The organism is Pseudomonas sp. 10(2024), from assembly GCF_045164175.1.
GTDB classification, from domain to species: Bacteria; Pseudomonadota; Gammaproteobacteria; order Pseudomonadales; family Pseudomonadaceae; genus Aquipseudomonas; species Aquipseudomonas alloputida.
In genome coordinates, this window is the sequence record NZ_CP174006.1 from 5,520,011 (window position 1) to 5,536,205 (window position 16,195).

At 62.7% G+C, this 16,195-nt stretch carries 11 protein-coding genes; 6 read left to right on the plus strand and 5 right to left on the minus strand.

Annotation, left to right across the window (positions count from 1 at the left end):
* Positions 1-71 precede the first annotated feature (71 nt).
* The gene (gene betA, locus ACI7M0_RS24940; RefSeq protein ID WP_010955611.1) at positions 72-1,769 is read left to right on the plus strand and encodes a choline dehydrogenase; all 1,698 of its coding nucleotides are present in this window, start codon (positions 72-74) and stop codon (positions 1,767-1,769) included.
* Between the two features lie 42 nt (positions 1,770-1,811).
* On the opposite strand, the gene ACI7M0_RS24945 is transcribed toward betA, so the two are convergent.
* Positions 1,812-3,962, minus strand: coding sequence for a dermonecrotic toxin domain-containing protein (locus ACI7M0_RS24945; RefSeq protein WP_129932736.1), 2,151 nt, complete (start codon positions 3,960-3,962; stop codon positions 1,812-1,814).
* 173 nt (positions 3,963-4,135) lie between these two features.
* Between ACI7M0_RS24945 and ACI7M0_RS24950 the strand changes: the two genes are divergently transcribed.
* The 4 genes from ACI7M0_RS24950 (at position 4,136) to trxC (ending at position 11,410) form a co-directional block, all read left to right on the plus strand.
* Entirely contained in the window at positions 4,136-5,878 is a 1,743-nt protein-coding gene (locus tag ACI7M0_RS24950) for a potassium/proton antiporter (RefSeq protein WP_104886953.1), read from the plus strand.
* A 35-nt stretch (positions 5,879-5,913) separates the two neighbouring features.
* Positions 5,914-9,222: a mechanosensitive channel MscK gene (gene mscK, locus ACI7M0_RS24955; protein WP_129932737.1), complete on the plus strand. Its 3,309-nt coding sequence runs from the start codon at positions 5,914-5,916 to the stop codon at positions 9,220-9,222.
* A 162-nt stretch (positions 9,223-9,384) separates the two neighbouring features.
* Positions 9,385-10,845 carry a protein adenylyltransferase SelO gene (selO, locus tag ACI7M0_RS24960; RefSeq protein WP_104962710.1) on the plus strand — a complete coding sequence of 487 codons (1,461 nt, stop codon included), beginning with the start codon at positions 9,385-9,387 and terminating at the stop codon, positions 10,843-10,845.
* Between the two features lie 130 nt (positions 10,846-10,975).
* Positions 10,976-11,410 (plus strand): thioredoxin TrxC, encoded by a 435-nt coding sequence (gene trxC / locus ACI7M0_RS24965; protein ID WP_129932738.1) that lies wholly within the window; start codon positions 10,976-10,978, stop codon positions 11,408-11,410.
* Here the strand turns inward: trxC and ACI7M0_RS24970 are convergent.
* Positions 11,407-12,180 (minus strand): ParA family protein, encoded by a 774-nt coding sequence (locus tag ACI7M0_RS24970; protein WP_010955617.1) that lies wholly within the window; start codon positions 12,178-12,180, stop codon positions 11,407-11,409. The two genes, trxC and ACI7M0_RS24970, sit on opposite strands and share 4 nt — an antisense overlap.
* A 76-nt stretch (positions 12,181-12,256) precedes the next feature.
* Positions 12,257-13,156 carry a LysR family transcriptional regulator gene (locus ACI7M0_RS24975; RefSeq protein ID WP_064491022.1) on the minus strand — a complete coding sequence of 300 codons (900 nt, stop codon included), beginning with the start codon at positions 13,154-13,156 and terminating at the stop codon, positions 12,257-12,259.
* Positions 13,157-13,321: 165 nt separating this feature from the next.
* Between ACI7M0_RS24975 and ACI7M0_RS24980 the strand changes: the two genes are divergently transcribed.
* The gene (locus ACI7M0_RS24980) at positions 13,322-14,509 is read left to right on the plus strand and encodes an MFS transporter (protein WP_256658238.1); all 1,188 of its coding nucleotides are present in this window, start codon (positions 13,322-13,324) and stop codon (positions 14,507-14,509) included.
* Between the two features lie 67 nt (positions 14,510-14,576).
* Here ACI7M0_RS24980 and ACI7M0_RS24985 read toward each other — a convergent pair whose 3' ends face one another.
* Positions 14,577-14,924 carry a YgiW/YdeI family stress tolerance OB fold protein gene (locus ACI7M0_RS24985; RefSeq protein WP_014859120.1) on the minus strand — a complete coding sequence of 116 codons (348 nt, stop codon included), beginning with the start codon at positions 14,922-14,924 and terminating at the stop codon, positions 14,577-14,579.
* 116 nt (positions 14,925-15,040) lie between these two features.
* Complete coding sequence (hemE, locus tag ACI7M0_RS24990; RefSeq protein WP_010955621.1) at positions 15,041-16,105, minus strand: uroporphyrinogen decarboxylase; 1,065 nt, start codon at positions 16,103-16,105, stop codon at positions 15,041-15,043.
* Positions 16,106-16,195: the final 90 nt, after the last annotated feature.

Sequence of the window (16,195 nt, forward strand, 5' to 3'; positions counted from 1 at the left end):
TCTAGCCCCGCCCGTGCCACCGCGCACGGGCGTTCCCGCTCCCCGATCACCGCCAACACGAGGGTACTTTCATGTCCCAAGAATTCGATTACATCATCGTCGGTGCCGGCTCGGCCGGTAACACCCTGGCGACCCGCCTGACCGAAGACGCCGGCGTCACCGTATTGCTGCTGGAAGCCGGTGGCCCCGACTACCGCTTCGACTTCCGCACCCAGATGCCAGCCGCCCTGGCCTTCCCGCTGCAAGGCCGCCGCTACAACTGGGCCTACGAGACCGACCCGGAACCGTACATGGACGGCCGCCGCATGGAATGTGGCCGTGGCAAGGGCCTGGGTGGCTCGTCGCTGATCAACGGCATGTGCTACATCCGCGGCAACGCCATGGACTTCGACGGCTGGGCAGAACTGCCAGGCCTGGAAGACTGGACCTACCTGGACTGCCTGCCGTACTTCCGCAAGGCCGAAACCCGTGACATCGGCCCGAACGACTACCATGGCGGCGAAGGCCCGGTCAGCGTGACCACGCCGAAAGCCGGCAACAACCCGCTGTTCCACGCCATGGTCGAAGCCGGCGTACAGGCCGGTTACCCACGCACAGAAGACCTCAACGGTTACCAGCAGGAAGGCTTCGGTCCGATGGACCGCACCGTGACCAAGAACGGCCGCCGCTCCAGCACTGCCCGTGGTTACCTGGACCAGGCCAAGAAGCGCCCGAACCTGACCATCGTCACCCACGCCCTCACGGATCGCGTTCTGTTCGACGGCAAGCGCGCCATCGGCGTGACCTACCTGGTCGGCGACAGCGAAGAGCGCGTCGAAGCCCGCGCCCGCAAGGAAGTGATCGTCAGCTCCGGGGCCATCGCCTCGCCGCAACTGCTGCAGCGCTCCGGCGTCGGCCCGCGCGCCCTGCTGGAAAGCCTCGACATCCCGGTTGTGCACGACCTGCCGGGCGTTGGCGAAAACCTGCAGGACCACCTGGAACTGTACCTGCAGTACGCCTGCACCCAGCCGGTTTCGCTATACCCGTCGCTGCTGTGGTGGAACCAGCCGGCGATCGGTGCCGAGTGGATGTTCAACGGCACCGGTATCGGCGCCAGCAACCAGTTCGAGGCCGGGGGTTTCATCCGGACTCGTCCGGAATTCAAGTGGCCGAACATCCAGTACCACTTCCTGCCGGTTGCGATTAACTACAACGGCTCCAATGGCGTGAAGGAACATGGCTTCCAGGCGCACATGGGCTCCATGCGCTCGCCTGCCCGTGGCCGCATTCAGGTCAAGTCGAAAGACCCACGCCAGCACCCGAGCATCCTGTTCAACTACATGTCCACCGAGCAGGACTGGCAGGAATTCCGTGACGGCATCCGCCTGACCCGTGAAATCATGGCCCAGCCGGCGCTGGACCCGTACCGTGGCCGCGAAATCAGCCCGGGCGCCGACGTGCAAACCGACGAGCAGCTGGACAAGTTCATCCGCGAGCACGCCGAAACCGCCTTCCACCCATCCTGCTCGTGCAAGATGGGCACCGACGACATGGCCGTGGTCGATGGCGAAGGCCGCGTGCATGGCATGAAGGGCCTGCGCGTGGTCGATGCCTCGATCATGCCGCTGATCATCACTGGCAACCTCAACGCCACCACGATCATGATCGCCGAGAAGATTTCGGACAAGATCCGTGGTCGCAAGCCACTGCCGCGCAGCACCGCCAAGTACTACGTGGCGGGGGATGCACCAGTGAAAGGCAAGCCGATGCGTGAAGTGAAACAGGGCTGAGGCCTTGATCAGGGGCCGCGCAGCGGCCCCTTTCACGTTTGCTCAGGCGGGTAGCGCAAAGAATGTGCGCATCAACGAATCATCCTCCGTGCCCAGCCGCATCGCCAGCGCCTGGCGATCGAACAACTGTCCTGTGCGCATTTCACGCACGGCCTTCCCGCCTGGCGCCTGCGCCAGTGCCTTCAGGCACACCTCGGTAAAGCGATAATTGTGCCCTTGAACGGCCGTCACCTTTTCCACTTGCAGGTAGCGCCCGGGCATCATCAAAGACTCCGCTTCATCAGGTCGCCTTGAAAAGGGCCCGATGGGCGTCGCCTGCATGTCTTCGCCCGGTTCCAATACATACACCAACGCATTTTCATCAAAAGCCCCCCTGCCGCTGACCTGGGTCTGCGGGTCGTTGAAAACCTCCCAGAGGGCATAGGGGTTTTCCGTGAATGACGTGAAGTCGGTTGTCACCAGCACGTCACCCACTTCAATGGCACCCTCACCAACTGCCTGAAAACCCGTGCCCCGCAGGCTGGAGGCAGCCCGATACAGCCTTACCTGATTACTGACGCCAATCTGCCCAAGTGCGCGGGCAAGGTCATGGCTGCGCTGGATATTCCCGGCGCGAGTGCCCTCCAGCGGCATACCCCGCCACAGGTTGTTGTAGCGCTCCGGCGAGCTGGTGTACTCGGCAATGGCGGGCGAACCAAACCCGAGCTCATCGCGGTAGACGGGGTAGGGCTCACCGAATGCATCCAGATACTCGCCATTGGGCCCCACGGCATCGAGATCAGCCCACGGAACCGCGCCCAACAGGGCTTCCTGGCGGGCCAGCGCCTGATCCGACACAGCCAGCAGGTCGTCTGCCGCCGGCGCCATGTAAAGCTCCCAATCGACCTTGGCAGCGGAGGCTTGCGCCTGACCAGTCACACGCGGGGGGACGTGGCCATCAGTGAACAGCTCGCTGGCACGCATCATGGCTATATCGAGCAGGATGAACAGGATATCCGTCAGTACTGACCACCATGCTGCCGTGCGCCAGGCCTGCTTGCCATTGATTGCCCGGTCCAGGTGCAGCGCCAGGCTTGCGGTGCCCAGACCGAGCGATGCCAATATCACTGGCCAGCCAAGCGGCGCCATCGGCGCAATTATAAAACTCGCTGCTTGCAAGCCCGACAGCCAATCGGCCTTGCGCAACTGTGCGTTGGTGGTCAGCCGTTCGTGGGCGTCGCTGGTCAGATCATCCATGACCGAATCGCGCAGACGAACGAACAGGTCCCCTTCAATGGCCTGTCCTGAAAACGTGGTGTCGCCTCGCGACTGCGCGAGCAACTTGAAGTAATTGCGTAGACGCGGGCGTAGTGACTGCGCCAGTACCCCGTCCCCGACGAACAGCCTGACCAGCCGCTCTCGCCCCACCGTCGTGATGGCCTGGTCAGCCATCCACATCTGGAACGCATGGCGATCGTCGAATACCTTCACCACAGCCTGCGCATCGGCAATATAGAGGCACAACCTGCCAGTCTTCAGCTTGTGAAAGAACATCAGCTTGGCGCTGATACCGCCGATGACAAGAGCGTTCCATTGAGGTTGGGCATTCGCCTGCCTGGCCTGTCGCAGGCCTTGCACGGTGCTTGGCAGAGCGGCATCAGCGACCGTCACCGCCATCAGTTCCTGGCGCTCAGGTTGGCTCAGCGCAGATTGGCCCACAGCAGCAATGAAGCGGGCACGGGCCAGGACACAATAGTCTTCGCCATGCCGTGACCGGAACTTGCTCAGCGCCTCGGTGTAGCGCCCTGCAAAATCCAACTGCCAGAACGCCGTCAGTACTTGCCGAGGGTCGAGCCGCACTTCGTTGCGCTCGTCGTAAACTGCGTGGCTGGCATCCACCCGGTAGAAGCCACCATAAACACTCAACTCGTCAGCACTGGCCTGCTGCTGCGGGCTGAATCGCTGGATGACCAGTTCGGTAAGGCTCAAAGACCGCAGTGGCGGCCCACTGTGGCGCCAGCCGGTGAAGCTCGACGAACTGCTGGCCGCCGACTGGAACTCGTGCCAATAGAGCCCGTCCGGGTCCAGCCAGTACCCCAGTTGGCGGCGAAGCACGTGGCCCGCCGCCTGGCGCGCCAGATTGTGCAAATCAGGAAATTGCCCGAGCAGGCGCTGGGCCACCTGGGCGAGAGAAATGGTTTCTTTGACATTCATGTCCTTGGCTGCCTGACAGTGGGCGAACCATTACAGCTGCACGCCGCAGCGACGATGCGGTATCGCTTTACAGCCTGCGCCGGCATCAGGTTAGAATCGATTGGCACGCGACCTGCTAGCTGTTGCTGAATGCGCTACCACGCCCCTTCCCCGCTGTCTCGGAGTACCTGCCTTTGGATGCAAGCACCATCAACAGCCTGTTCCTGATCGGCGCATTGCTGGTGGGTGCAAGTATCCTGGTCAGCTCGCTGTCGTCGCGCCTGGGTATCCCTATTCTGGTCATCATCCTCGCCGTCGGCATGCTCGCCGGTGTCGATGGTGGCGGCATCATCTTCAACAATTACCCAACCGCCTACCTGGTGGGCAACCTGGCACTGGCCGTCATCCTGCTTGACGGTGGCCTGCGTACGCGGGTGGCAAGCTTCCGCGTGGCGCTGTGGCCGGCGCTGTCGCTGGCCACGGTCGGGGTGATGATCACCACCGCCCTCACCGGCCTGATCGCCGCCTGGCTGTTCAACCTGAGCCTGATCCAGGGCCTGCTGATCGGCGCCATCGTCGGCTCCACCGACGCCGCTGCAGTGTTCTCGCTGCTCGGCGGCAAAGGCCTGAACGAGCGGGTTTCTGCTACCCTCGAGATCGAGTCGGGCAGCAACGACCCGATGGCAGTGTTCCTCACTGTCACCTTGATCGACATGATCGCCAGCGGCGAGACCGGCCTGCACTGGAGCCTGCTGGGCCACTTGCTGCGTGAGTTCGGTATCGGCGCGCTGCTGGGCCTGGGCGGCGGCTGGCTGATGCTGCAACTGGTCAACCGTATCAATCTGGCCGGCGGCCTGTACCCCATTCTGGTTGTGGCCGGCGGCCTGGTAATGTTCTCGCTGACCAACGCCCTGCATGGTAGCGGCTTCCTCGCCGTTTACCTGTGCGGCCTGGTGCTGGGCAACAAGCCGATCCGTAGCCGCCATGGCATCCTGCACATGCTCGACGGCATGGCCTGGCTGGCCCAGATCGGCATGTTCCTGGTGCTGGGGTTGCTGGTCACGCCGCACGACCTGCTGCCCATCGCCCTACCGGCACTGGGCCTGGCGCTGTGGATGATCCTGGTGGCACGACCACTGTCGGTGGTCGCGGCCCTGCTGCCTTTCAAGGCTTTCCACGGCCGTGAAAAGGGCTTCATTTCATGGGTCGGCCTGCGCGGCGCGGTACCGATCATTCTGGCGGTGTTCCCGCTGATGGCGGGCCTGCCAGACGCCCAGCTGTTCTTCAACCTGGCCTTCTTCATCGTGCTGGTATCGCTGCTGGTGCAAGGCACCAGCCTGCCGTGGGTGGCCAAGCTGCTGAAAGTGACGGTACCGCCAGACCCGGCGCCGATCTCCCGCTCCGCCCTTGAGGTACACATCACCAGCGAGTGGGAGATGTTCGTCTACCGCCTGGGCGCAGAAAAATGGTGCATCGGTGCCGCCCTGCGCGAACTGAAAATGCCCGAAGGCACGCGGATTGCCGCGCTGTTCCGTGGTGAGCAACTGCTGCACCCGTCGGGCAGCACCGTGCTGGAGGTTGGCGACATGCTCTGCGTGATCGGCCACGAACACAACCTGCCGGCCCTCGGCAAGTTGTTCAGCCAGGCGCCACAGCGTGGCCTGGACCTGCGTTTCTTCGGCGACTTCGTGCTCGAAGGCGATGCCGAACTGGGTGCGGTGGCAGCGTTGTATGGCCTGAAGCTCGATGGCCTCGACGCGAAAATGCCGTTGGCGCAGTTCATCCGACAGAAGGTCGGAGGCGCTCCAGTAGTAGGGGACCAGGTCGAATGGCATGGCACGATCTGGACCGTGGCAACCATGGACGGGAACAAGATCCAGAAAGTAGGCGTCAGATTCCCCGAAGGAACGCGACCCGGACCAGGATTGTTCCTCTAAACTTCGTTTCAGCCGGATCCACAAGTAGTCTGCCTATGTCCCTGCGCGTGTACCTTCGCACAGCCCTGCTCGGGTTGTGCCTGTCCCTTTCTTTTGCGGCTGGCGCGGCAGAAGCCCCGACCACCGCCAGTATCCAGAACAGCCTCGACAAGATCGCCGAGCGCAAGCTGCCCGAGGCAGACCAGAAGGCGCTGCAGCAGGTGCTCGAACAAACGTTGAGCCTGCTTGCTGCCAAGGAAGACAACGAAAAGAAACTGGCTGCACTGAAGCAGCAGCTGAGCAGCGCCCCCAAGGAGACCAGCGACAGCCAGAAGGAGTTGGCCAAGCTCAAGGAAACCAAGGCACAACCGGTGGCACAGCGCTACGCCAACCTCACCGTGCCACAGCTTGAACAGATGCTCAGCGAACGCAACACGCAGCAGGGCGAGCTGCAAAAGGCGCTGTCTGAAGCCAACAGCCTGATCATCAACTCGCAAACCCGCCCCGAGCGCGCCCAGGCCGAGATCAGCAGCAGCCAGACCCGCACCCAGCAGATCAACAACATCCTCAAAACCGGCAAGGACGGTGGCAAAGCCATCAATGCCGACCAGCGCAACCAGCTCAACGCCGAGCTGGCCTCGCTCAACGCGCTGACCCTGCTGCGCCGCCAGGAACTGGCCGGCAACAGCCTGCTGCAAGACCTCGGCAATGCGCGTCACGACCTGCTGGTCGAGCGCGCTGCGCGCCTGGAGCAGGAAATCCAGGACCTGCAGACGCTGATCAACGCCAAACGCCTGGCCCAGTCCCAGGAAGCCGTCACCCAGCAGTCGATCGAGGCTCAGAAGGCCGGCGGCAGCAGCCTGCTGGCCACTGAAAGCGCGATCAACCTCAAGCTTTCCGACTACCTGCTCAAGAGCACCGATCGCCTGAACGAACTGACCCAGCAGAACCTGCGCACCAAGCAGCAGCTCGACAGCCTGACCCAGGCCGACCAGGCGCTTGACGAGCAGATCAACGTGCTCAAGGGAAGCCTGCTGCTGTCGAAGATTCTCTATAAACAGAAACAGACCCTGCCGCACCTGAAGGTCGACCGCGACCTGGCCGACCAGATCGCCGACACCCGCCTGTACCAGTTCGAAGTCAACCAGCAACGCGAGCAGATGAGCAGCCCGGTCACCTACGTCGACAAACTGCTGGCTGCGCAACCGCAGGAAGATGTGACCCCGCAGCTGCGCAAGGCCCTGCTGGAAGTGGCCATCACCCGCAGCGACCTGTTGGAGCGGCTGAACCGCGAGCTGTCGGCGCTGCTCAACGAATCGATCACCTTGCAGCTCAACCAGAAGCAGCTGCTGGGCACCGCGCAGAGCCTGCGCACCACCCTCGACGAGCAAATGTTCTGGATCCCCAGCAACAAGCCGCTGGACTGGGACTGGCTGCAATACGTGCCGAAGCGCCTGGCCGACCAGGTCGCCAACCTGCCATGGGGCTCCAGCCTGAAAGAGCTGGCCGATGGCCTGAGCCAGCGTCCGTTGCTGTTCCTGCCGCTGCTGTTGGTGATCGGCGCGCTGTTGTGGCGGCGCAAATACCTTTACCAACGGTTAGGCAAAGTGCACCAGGATATCGGCCACTTCCGCCGTGACAGCCAATGGCACACGCCCCAGGCAATCCTTATCAACATTCTGCTGGCGATGCCGGTCAGCCTTGGCCTGGCGCTGTGCAGCTATGCCTTGCAGATCGACGCCCGCGGGCAGAATGCCAACCTGGGCGCCGCACTCTGGCAGCTGGCCCAGGCCTGGCTGGTGTTCTACACCGCCTACCGTATCCTCGCACCCGGTGGCGTGGCGGAAGTCCACTTCCGCTGGCACAAACCGCAGGTCGAGTTCCTGCGCGGCTGGGTTCGCCGCCTGGGCACTGTGGTGCTGGCACTGGTCGGCGTGGTGGCGGTGGCCGAGCACCAGCCTTCGGCACTGGCAGACGATGTATTGGGCATCGGCGTGGTGCTGACCTGCTATGCGCTGATGGCCTGGCTGCTCAGCCGCCTGCTGCTCAGCAGCCCGGCACACCGTGACACCTCGCTGTTCCGCAGGGCGGTGGGGGTGGCATTCACCGCCCTGCCCATTGCCCTGTTCGTCGCCGTGTGCTTCGGCTACTACTACACCGCACTGAAGCTTACCGACCGACTCATCTACACCCTGTACCTGCTGCTGTTCTGGTTGGTGATCGAGGCCGCTTTTGTGCGCGGCCTGTCGGTGGCTGCACGACGCCTGGCCTACCAGCGTGCGTTGACCAAGCGTGCGGCAGCCAAGGAAGGGCTGGATGGCGAAGTCATCACCGAGGAGCCAACGCTGGATATCGAACAGGTCAACCAGCAGTCGCTGCGCCTGATCCGCCTGGCCCTGCTCGGCGGCTTCATTGCCGGCCTGTACTGGGTATGGGCCGACCTGATCTCGGTGTTCGCCTACCTCAACAATTTCGTCCTCTACGAATACACCAGCGGCACCGGCGCCGCCGCCAGCATGGTACCGATCAGCCTCGGCGACCTGCTCGGCGCGCTGGTGATCGTCGGCATCACCTTCGCCCTGGCCGGTAACTTGCCAGGCCTGCTGGAGGTACTGGTGCTGTCTCGCCTGAACCTGGCCCAGGGCAGTGCCTACGCCACCACCACGCTGTTGTCGTACACCATCGTCGGCATCGGCATCGTCAGCACCCTGTCGACCCTGGGGGTGAGCTGGGACAAGCTGCAATGGCTGGTGGCCGCGCTGTCAGTAGGGCTGGGCTTCGGCATGCAGGAAATCTTCGCCAACTTCATCTCCGGCATCATGATCCTGTTCGAGCGCCCGGTACGGATTGGCGACACCATCACCATCGGCAACCTGTCGGGCACGGTAAGCAAGATCCGCATCCGCGCCACCACCATCACCGACTTCGACCGCAAGGACATCATCGTCCCCAACAAGACCTTCATCACTGGCCAACTGATCAACTGGTCGCTGACCGACACGGTCACCCGGGTGACGCTGAAGCTGGGCATCGACTATGGCTCAGACCTCGACCTGGTGCGCGACCTGCTGCTCAAGGGCGCGCATGAGAACCCACGCGTGCTCAAGGATCCGGAACCGATCGTGTACTTCCTCAACTTCGGCGAAAGCTCGCTGGACCACGAACTGCGCATGCACGTCCGTGACCTGGGCGACCGCAACCCGACGTTGGACGAGATCAACCGCTACATCAACCGCGAGTTCAAGGCCCATAACATCAAGATCTCGGTACGCCAGGTAGAGGTGTTCCTGATGGATGCGAAGGGCAGCAAGCAGCAATTGATTCCGATGGAACAGCCGAAATCGGATGGCACTGCTTCGGCCTGAATAGGCTCGAATACTTTATTGTGTGCAAAATGGCTGCGAGGGCTTCGCCCTCGTTCGCGGGTAAACCCGCTCCTACATCGGGCGCTGGCCGCTGTGGGAGCGGGTTCACCCGCGAAGGGCCGCCAAGCGGCCCCATTGGCACCGATTCCAAGGAGCAGTCCCGTGAAAGCCCTCGACCAACTCACCTTCGACAACCGCTTCGCCCGCCTGGGCGATGCGTTCTCCACCCAGGTGCTGCCTGAACCCATCGCAGACCCGCGCCTGGTGGTAGCGAGCGAGTCGGCCATGGCCTTGCTCGACCTCGACCCCGCCCAGGCCGAGCTGCCGGTGTTCGCCGAACTGTTCAGCGGCCACAAACTGTGGGAAGAGGCCGACCCTCGGGCGATGGTTTATTCCGGCCACCAGTTCGGCTCGTACAACCCACGTCTGGGCGACGGCCGTGGCCTGCTGCTGGCCGAAGTGCTCAACGACGCAGGCGAACACTGGGACCTGCACCTCAAGGGCGCCGGCCAGACACCCTACTCCCGCATGGGTGACGGCCGCGCCGTACTGCGCTCGTCGATTCGCGAGTTTCTCGCCTCCGAAGCCCTGCACGCCCTGGGTATCGCGACCAGCCGGGCACTGTGCGTAATCGGTTCCAGCACCCCGGTGTGGCGCGAAACCCGTGAAAGCGCGGCCATGCTGACGCGTCTGGCGCAGAGCCATGTGCGTTTCGGCCATTTCGAGTACTTCTACTACACCAAGCAGCCCGAGCAGCAGCGCGTGTTGATCGACCACGTGCTGGAACAACACTATCCCGAATGCCGTGACGCCGAGCAGCCTTACCTGGCCATGTTCCGCACCATCGTCGAGCGCAATGCCGAACTGATCGCCCGCTGGCAGGCGTATGGCTTCTGCCACGGCGTGATGAACACCGACAACATGTCGATCCTCGGCATCACCTTCGATTTTGGCCCCTACGCGTTCCTGGATGACTTCGACGCCAACTTCATCTGCAACCACTCCGACGACCGTGGCCGCTACAGCTACGCCAACCAGGTGCCCATCGCCCACTGGAACCTCAGCGCGCTGGCCCAGGCACTGACCACCGTGATCGAAGTTGAGCCACTGAAGGAAGCGTTGGGCCTGTTCCTGCCGCTGTACCAGGCCCATTACCTGGACCTGATGCGCCGGCGCCTGGGGCTGACCACCGCCGAAGATGATGATATGGCGCTGGTCGAGCGCCTGCTGCAGTGCATGCAACGCGGTGGCGTGGACTACAGCCTGTTCTTCCGCAAGCTGGGTGAGCAGCCGGTGGCCGAGGCGCTGAAGGTGGCGCGCGATGACTTTATCGACCTCGCCGGTTTCGATGCCTGGGGCGCAGACTACCTGGCCCGCTGTGGGCGTGAGCCCGGCAATGCCGAAGGCCGCCGCGAGCGGATGCATGCGGTGAACCCGCTGTACGTGCTGCGCAACTACCTGGCGCAGAAAGCCATCGAAGCGGCCGAGGCGGGGGACTACAGTGAAGTTCGACGGCTGCACCAAGTCCTGGCCAGGCCTTTCGAGGAACAGCCCGGGATGCAAGCCTACGCCGAGCGACCGCCGGAGTGGGGCAAGCACCTGGAAATCAGCTGCTCTTCCTGATCAGCGCCGAATCCTGTGGGAGCGGGCGTGCCCGCGAAGCAGGCAACGTGATGGATTGCACCGGCTTCGCCGGTGTTCGCGGGCACGCCCGCCCCCACAAGGAAACCGTGAACCCAACACCGGAGATGAAATGACCGACCCACTGGTAATCCCCTGCCCCCACTGCAACGGCCTCAACCGCCTGCCCGCCGAGCGCCTGGGCGATGCGCCGAAATGCGGTCGCTGCAAACAGGACGTGCTGCTGAGCACCCCTTTCGAGCTCACCGAAGCCAGCTACGCCAGCCAGATCAAAGGCGACCTGCCGCTGCTGGTCGACATCTGGGCCGACTGGTGCGGCCCGTGCAAGTCATTCGCCCCCACCTTCGAAGAGGCCGCCCGGAAGCTTGCTGGCCGCTGCCGCCTGGCCAAGCTCGACAGCGAAGCCAACCGTAACCTCGCAGGGCAACTGGGCATACGCTCGATCCCCAGCCTGCTGCTGTTCAAGAACGGCCGCGAAATCAGCCGCCAGGCCGGGGCGTTTCCACTCCAGTCGCTGCTGGAGTGGCTGCGTAGCCAAGGGGTTTAAGCGTTTTCTTCAAGCAGCGAATGCAGCTCGACAAACTGCTGAGTCAGCTTGTGCCGCGGCTCCAGGTGAATCAGCGGCAGGCTGGCGTGGTGCGATTCGCGCATTTTCACCGAGCTGCCCAAGTACACCGGCAGCACCGGCAACCCTTCGGCCAGCAGTTCGTCGAGCATCTGCTGCGGCAGGCTGGCACGTGACTGGAACTGGTTGACCACGATGCCTTCGACCACCAGGTCTTCGTTGTGGTCTTCCTTGAGGTCTTCGATCTCGGCCAGCAGGCCATACAGGGCCTGGCGCGAAAAGCTGTCGCAGTCGAAGGGGATCAGCACGCGATCGGCAGCGATCAGCGCAGAAACCGCATAGAAATTAAGCGCCGGCGGGGTATCGATGTAGATACGCTCGTAATCCTCGTCCAGCTCGTCGAGCAACTTGCGCAGCTTGTTGATCTTGTGTTTTGCCTCCAGCTTTGGCTGCAGGTCGGCCAGCTCGGCAGTGGCGGTGACCACATGCAGGTTGTCGAACGGGGTTTCGTAGATATCGACCTTGTTCTTCTTGCTGAACGGCCCGCTGGAAAGGCTTTGCTTGAAGAAATCGGCGATGCCCATGGGGATGTCCTCTCCGGTCAGGCCGGTGAGGTATTGGGTCGAGTTCGCCTGGGCATCCAGGTCGATCAACAAGGTCCGGTAGCCTTCATTGGCACTGACCGCCGCCAGGTTGCAGGCAATGCTCGACTTGCCCACGCCACCTTTCTGATTGAACACCACGCGCCGCATGTTTGACCTCCGTGTATCAACGAATGCCCGAGTATGTGGCGGCAGTGGGGCAATGACCAGTGCCATTTGACCGGCATCACGCCTGACCGACCACCTGCCCTGTCAACAACTCGGCAAATGCCTTGGCCATCACCGAATGACCACGCTCGCGCTGCACCAGCCACACCGCCGTCATCGCCTCTTCATCGAGCAAGGTGCGGTACACCACCCCTTCGATGCGCATGCGCTGGAACGACGCCGGCAACACCGACACCCCCAGCCCCGCCGAGACCAGGCCGATGATGGTCATCGCTTCCCCTGCCTCTTGCGCAAAATGGGGGCTGAAACCCGCATGCCGGGCCATGCTCAGCAATTGTGCATACAAACCGCTGCCATAGCTGCGCGGGAAGAACACGAAGGGCTCAGGGGCCAACGCCGCCATGTAGACGCCTTGCTCAGTGCCCTCGGCCAGCGGATGCGAGGCATTGATCACCGCCACCAACGGTTCTCGGAACAACTCGGTGGCCACCAACCCCTCCGGCAGCGGCATCGGCCGCATCAACCCCACCTCGATGGACTCGTCGAATACCCCTTCGGCAACGTCACGGCTGCTCATTTCCTTGAGGTTCAGGTGCACCGCCGGAAAGCGCTGACGGAAGGCGTGAATGGCCTTGGGGATTTTCGAGGTGAACGGGGCCGAGGAAGTGAAACCGATTTTCATCTCGCCCAGCTCGCCCAACTGCGCACGCCGGGCGACATCCGCGGCCTTCTCCACCTGCGCCAATACCTGGCGCGCTTCCTCGAGGAACAATCGACCGGCCTCGCTCAGTTCGACACGACGGTTGGTCCGGTCGAACAACCGGGCCCCCAACTCCTGCTCCAGGGCCTGGATCTGCTGACTCAAGGGCGGCTGGGAAATACCCAGCTGCTGGGCGGCGCGGCCAAAGTGCAGCTCTTCGGCCACAGCAATGAAGTAACGCAGATGACGCAGTTCCATGATCCGCTCCAAACAAGTCGCCAAACATCTCAAATAGGTCGAACAATATATTGGATCTAATCGTTAGCCAGCTATATGCTTTTTTCATTGCGCCAGAGGTACCCGCCCGTGAAAACTGCAGTAGCCCCCCTCCTCCTTGAGCCAAAACCTGCCATCCTGACCGAAATGTGGATCGAAAAAGGCACACCCGCCTTCATGAAAACCGTGCTGGCCTTGTTCAGCGGCGGTTTCGCCACCTTCGCCTTGCTGTACTGCGTACAGCCGATGATGCCTCTGCTGTCCAGGGAGTTTGCCATCAACGCGGCACAGAGCAGCCTGGTGCTGTCGGTGTCAACCGCCATGCTGGCGTTCGGCCTGCTGATCACCGGCCCCATTTCTGACCGCATCGGGCGCAAACCCGTGATGGTATTCGCGCTGGTCTGCGCCGCCCTGTCCACCTTGGCCAGCGCAGTGATGCCCAGCTGGGAGCTGGTACTGGCCACCCGCGCATTGGTCGGCCTGTCGCTGAGCGGCCTGGCGGCAGTGGCGATGACCTACCTGAGCGAAGAGATCCACCCGCAACACATTGGCCTGGCCATGGGCCTGTACATCGGCGGCAACGCGATTGGCGGCATGAGCGGGCGGCTCATCACGGGCGTACTGATCGACTTCGTCAGCTGGCACACGGCGATGCTGACCATTGGCGGCCTGGCCCTGGTGGCCGCGCTGGTGTTCTGGAAGGTGCTGCCGGAGTCACGCAATTTCCGCGCACAGACGATGAACCCACGCAGCCTGCTGGACGGCTTTGTCATGCACTTCAAGGACGCCGGCCTGCCTTGGCTGTTCCTTGAAGCCTTCCTGCTGATGGGCGCCTTCGTCACATTGTTCAACTACATCGGCTACCGCCTGCTGGCCGAGCCCTACCACATGAACCAGGCGCTGGTCGGCTTGCTGTCGGTGGTTTACCTGTCGGGTATCTACAGTTCGGCACAGGTCGGCGCCCTGGCGGACAAACTGGGCCGGCGCAGGGTGTTCTGGGCCAGTATCGTGGTAATGGCGGTTGGCTTGCTGATGACGCTGGCCAGTCCACTGGTGATGGTGATCGTGGGCATGCTGGTGTTCACCTTCGGCTTCTTTGGTGCGCACTCGGTGGCCAGCAGCTGGATCGGCCGCCGGGCGCTGAAGGCCAAGGGGCAGGCATCGTCACTGTACCTGTTCTGCTACTACGCTGGCTCCAGCGTGGCCGGTACGGCGGGCGGGGTGTTCTGGCACCAGTGGGGCTGGAACGGGATCGGGCTGTTCATTGGCAGCTTGCTGGCGGTGGCATTGCTGGTGGCGTTGCACCTGAGCAAGTTGCCACCCAAAACGGTGTGATGCATTCGTGGTCACGCCCGCACCCACAACCTGTGGGAGCGGGCGTCACCACGAGGAGGCCATCAGATCAGTTGATGATCTCGACAATATCCACATCCACTTCCCGGCTCATCAGGTGCTTTTCAACCTCACCGGTCAGCTTCACCTTGGTCTTGTCGTTGAACGGTGTCGGCGGCAGGTCCTCATCGTCGATCTCGACAGTGATGGTGCCGGTGTTGTCCTTGAACTCATACTTGTCGTCGTTGTTGATCTTCTTGGTCACGAAGCCCTGCAGCACAACCGGGGTGTCGTCGGCGGCGTCGTTCGCGGCGGCAACCGTGGTTACCGACTGGGCGCCAGGGCCGGTGTAGCCAGCGGCAAATGCGCCAGTGCTGAACAAGGGGGCGAGGATGAGGGCGAGATAACGGATTTTCATGATAATCGGGTCCTGTTTCGGTTTCGATGGGACCAGATTAGCGACGATCGCTGAATTCAAACTTAACGTACAAAAAACCCGGCATCGAAGCCGGGTTTACTGTGCAGTGCATCAAGTCACTGGTGGTACTGCGCCGACAGTTCGTGCACGGCATTGATGAATGCACCCGCATGTTCCGGGTCAACTTCCGGCGTGATGCCGTGGCCAAGGTTGAACACATGGCCAGTGCCGTGGCCATAGCTGGCCAGGATGCGCGCCACTTCCTTGCGAATGGCTTCAGGCTTGGCGTACAGCACGGTCGGGTCCATGTTGCCTTGCAGCGCCACCTTGTCACCCACACGGCGACGGGCGTCGCCGATCTCGCAGGTCCAGTCCAGGCCCAGCGCGTCGGCACCAGCTTCAGCAATGCTTTCCAGCCACAAGCCGCCATTCTTGGTGAACAGGATCACCGGCACCTTGCGCCCCTCGTGCTCGCGGATCAGGCCGCTGACGATCTTGCGCATGTAGGCCAGTGAGAACTCCTGGTAGGCCGCCGCCGACAGGTTGCCGCCCCAGGTGTCGAAGATCTGTACGGCCTGGGCGCCGGCCAGGATCTGGCCGTTAAGGTAGCTGGTGACCGACTGGGCCAGCTTGTCCAGCAGCAGGTGCAGGGCTTGCGGGTTGTCGTAGGCCATGGCCTTGGTCTTGCGGAAGTCCTTCGACGAGCCGCCTTCGACCATGTAGGTGGCAAGGGTCCACGGGCTGCCGGAGAAGCCGATCAACGGCACACGGCCATTGAGCTCACGGCGAATGGTGCTGACCGCGTCCATGACGTAGCCGAGGTCTTTCTGTGGGTCCGGAACTGGCAGCGCCTCGATGTCGGCGGGGGTGCTGATGACCTTCTTGAAACGCGGGCCTTCGCCGGTTTCGAAGTACAGGCCCAGGCCCATGGCATCGGGAATGGTAAGGATGTCCGAGAACAGGATCGCTGCGTCCAGCGGGTAGCGGTCCAGCGGCTGCAGGGTGACCTCGCAGGCGAACTGCGGGTTCATGCACAGGCTCATGAAGTCACCGGCCTTGGCGCGGCTGGCGCGGTACTCCGGCAGGTAGCGGCCGGCCTGGCGCATCATCCACACCGGGGTGACGTCTACGGGTTGCTTGAGCAGTGCACGCAGGAAACGATCGTTCTTCAGGGCAGTCATGTCGGCATCCGGAAAAATAGTGCGGGCATTTTCTCAGACACCAGCGCAAAAGGCACGGCCATGGCCATGTGTTTTGTCTATTGGATGCCA